We start from the raw sequence: 3186 nt of genomic DNA, 5'->3' as shown, positions 1-3186 counted from the left end.
CAAAGGACTAGGGCCATTTGCTGCGAACCACGCCTTGCATCCAGGCCCGTAAGCCGACGCAGAGCACACATGGGACTTGTTCGCACCTTCCCTAAAGCTAACCCGGAATTAAGTTTCCAGAATTGAAGCTTGAGCCTTGAAACTTAAGTCTTGAGGCTCAAATAACTAGACCCGGCACTAAGCTTTGCGCCCCAGTGCCGGCTCTTAATTAACTTATTTTCCTCGCCTTTTGGCGATGTGACCTCACAGCAACGCCAGTTTGGCACTAAGACGCTTCACCATGGTATCTGCATCGGGACTCGGCGCATTCAACCCTTCAACCAAGGTCATAAAATAGCAATCCATCATAATGGTTGCCCTCACTGCATCATAATGAGGCGCACCGGTAAACAGCAGCTCTTTGAACTGGCGGATCTGCTCATCAAAGAAAGCTCCTTGCCAAATTAAGCCTTGCAGCAAGGTTTTACTGAACTCCACATGCTGCAAATAGAATCCGTATAAATGCCTGGCATAATGCTGCATCTTCAACTTAGGCTGCTCAAAGTCATCGCTGCTCTGCGCCTCGCTGATAACTCCGGCGATAAGCTCCAACATCAATGCCTTCAATAACTCTTCTTTATTGCTGAAGTGGCTAAACAAGGTGCCATTGGCAATCCCTGCTGCTTTGGCAATATCGCGGGTCGATGTCGCTTCAAAACCTTGCTCGATAAACAGCGCCCATGCGCATTGGCAGATGCGCTCGCGGGTTTGGCGTTTTTTAGGGGTCATATCTGCAGTCAAAAGTGAACCTTTTACTTGTAATTGAGCGCGCTCAACAAATAAAATGAGCGCGCTCAATTTCATTTATACCAAGGTAAATCACATGAAATCAGTCGTTAAGATTCTAACACTCGCAGTAGGCTATGTCTTATACATCCCCTTTATCTGCTTCTATTCGTATATCTTGGGGCCGATACTGAAAGCCGTCCTGATACCCGGTGGACTAGTACTTATTGCGTTTATGATGGGCCCCAAGGCAGCCTGGCAGGAGTGGAATAGCGCCAGGCAGTCGCAAAACAGCCCCCTGTCAAAGCTGGAGTGATGCCGCTCATCGCGAGTCAGCAAACAACAAGCCCCGGCAAAATCAAGAAGTAAGTCAGTCTTTCAACTTTCACTCTTCTGATGCTGGGGCCGGTGTAGGTTGTAGTGCATATAACGGAGACAAATTACTTTAGGGGAGGTTTACACAGTCGGAAACTTTGACAAAGTTAAGTGTATCGACCTTGAGTTCTTTAAAAACCTTAACAATCTTCTCGTGAACCATGACATGAGGAAAGTCAGAGTATTCAGGCATAAATACCAAACGTTCATTTTCGGGTATAGTTTGCATCTTTTGCTTGCAGAGAGAGTATCGTTTTATTGCATACTCGTCTTCACCTGGCTTGTAGTTGTTAATCAAGCACTCATCAAGGTTCAAAACATCCATATACTCAAAAATATTGAATACCCAAAAGCCTTCATGATAATTTTGCTCGTCGTCGACAATCACAGCTGGGTATAACTGAAAAAACTCATTGTCTACCTCACCAAGCTCCCGTTTGATCTCGTCATCAATAATAGGGTAGTTAATTGCCATATGCGCTTTTTTAATTGGTCGCTTAACCCCTTTTGCAAGGCCCTCATCCCGATAGCCATTTTTAAAAAACATAGGGTCACCGGCCGTTAGTTTCGTGAACTCATAATGTCTCGTGGCAGAACGCATTTCTGGGCTAAGGTATAGGGTTTCCTCATCGTGGTTCAGGGAAAGAATATAATACTGCTCGTTGTATGGGTTCATCTGCCTTCTCTTTGGAATTATTTCGAATTTACACAAGTGGTCTTTTCAGTTTTTCTTTAAAATCATTACTATGAACGAAATAAAAAATAATCTCTCATTGCCGGCATTCATGTTCCAATAGCGTTGACAACCAAATTATAGTAGTTCTGGACACTTTACCGGCAAAAGTAAATCGCTCTGCCCCCTTTCAGCTGTATTTCCCGTTCTTATGTCCCGGGTTTTCTCAGGCTCCACTCAATCAGCTTGGCTCTGATCAGGCGTTGCGAAAACTGCTGGGGATCAAGAACCCAGTTGGTAGCAATTTCCCGAACGCTCACCTCATCCGGATAACCTCCCCCTGTAGACAAACCGTTAATATGGCAACGCTTGGCCGCTTGAACCTCAGCCTCTGTAGGTTCACCCGCCGAAATGTGGCTTTGGTCATATTCATGCAGCCCATCATGATACACGGCGTATTTTCTTGTTACCTGACCGTCTTCCGCCATAAACCAAAAATTGTATATACCGCCCTGATGGTCGCCAAAGCCATAGGTTTTCCCAAATTTCTGGCTTAACCTAGCGGCGAATTCTGAAAGGTTGCGTAGGCATTCATCCAGCATCTCCATACTGTCCCTGCGGCCATACTGCCGGAACGGCAAGCCCCAACCGCCAAGGTAGATAAGCCCATCGAGATCCGCGACAACCAGGTGTGAAGTTTTCCAGATAAACTTCAGATCGTCGGCAGACCCCAAATCACTGATGGACTTGATATCCGCTTCCCCCTTCAGGTGTTCAACTATTCCATCTAGGTCGCGGCTTTCTACGACCAACCAAATCATATTGCGATACATCGAAACGCTCATTTCTATTCCCTTAAATATCTGGCGAATGCAATTTCAGTAGTCCACGGGTTCTAGTGGCTCAACAATGAGCCGGGACAGTAACAAAACCCAAAAACAAAACCAAGACAATAAACAAAATCCAGACCCATAGTTTTCGACAAATTGTTGACTCCTTGCCTAGGTTTCAATGGTTTCTTAGGTATCAAGGACTCTTCGCAACTGATTGATGATAGCGGGCGCATCATCCGCAATAACAAGGTGGCCACACGGCAGCCAGCAGGACGACCTGTCCTTTTGAACCGTTTAATATTCCCACCGACAATGGGTTGAAGCTAAATACCGACTTCAGCGATATCCAAAGGGCTTCTGGGTCCACTTGAAGAGAATATACGGAAAAGGATATACGGAAATATACGGGACACCCTAAACACTTTCTGGGCATCAAGGAAGCACGCTGCAGGGTGTCAGTCTCTGATAAATAACGACGGATTTTTGGAAATGAGACTCTCTGAGATGAGTAATCTGCGTGCTTCATACAAAAACTGCGGT

At 45.8% G+C, this 3186-nt stretch carries 3 protein-coding genes; all 3 read right to left on the bottom strand.

Annotation, left to right across the window (positions count from 1 at the left end; translation table 11 throughout):
- Positions 1–243: 243 nt before the first annotated feature.
- Positions 244–780, bottom strand: a complete 537-nt coding sequence (locus tag N512_RS0118980) for a TetR/AcrR family transcriptional regulator (RefSeq protein ID WP_028781315.1) — start codon at positions 778–780, stop codon at positions 244–246.
- Between the two features lie 430 nt (positions 781–1210).
- Complete coding sequence (locus N512_RS0118970) at positions 1211–1816, bottom strand: hypothetical protein (protein WP_028781313.1); 606 nt, start codon at positions 1814–1816, stop codon at positions 1211–1213.
- A 206-nt stretch (positions 1817–2022) separates the two neighbouring features.
- Positions 2023–2658, bottom strand: a complete 636-nt coding sequence (locus N512_RS0118965) for a hypothetical protein (protein ID WP_028781312.1) — start codon at positions 2656–2658, stop codon at positions 2023–2025.
- Between the last annotated feature and the right edge of the window lie 528 nt (positions 2659–3186).

The sequence above is a fragment of the Shewanella sp. 38A_GOM-205m genome (assembly GCF_000518445.1).
GTDB lineage: Bacteria > Pseudomonadota > Gammaproteobacteria > Enterobacterales > Shewanellaceae > Shewanella > Shewanella algae.
The sequence above is the reverse complement of the archived record's forward strand: the minus strand, read 5'-3'. Positions and strand labels throughout refer to the sequence as shown.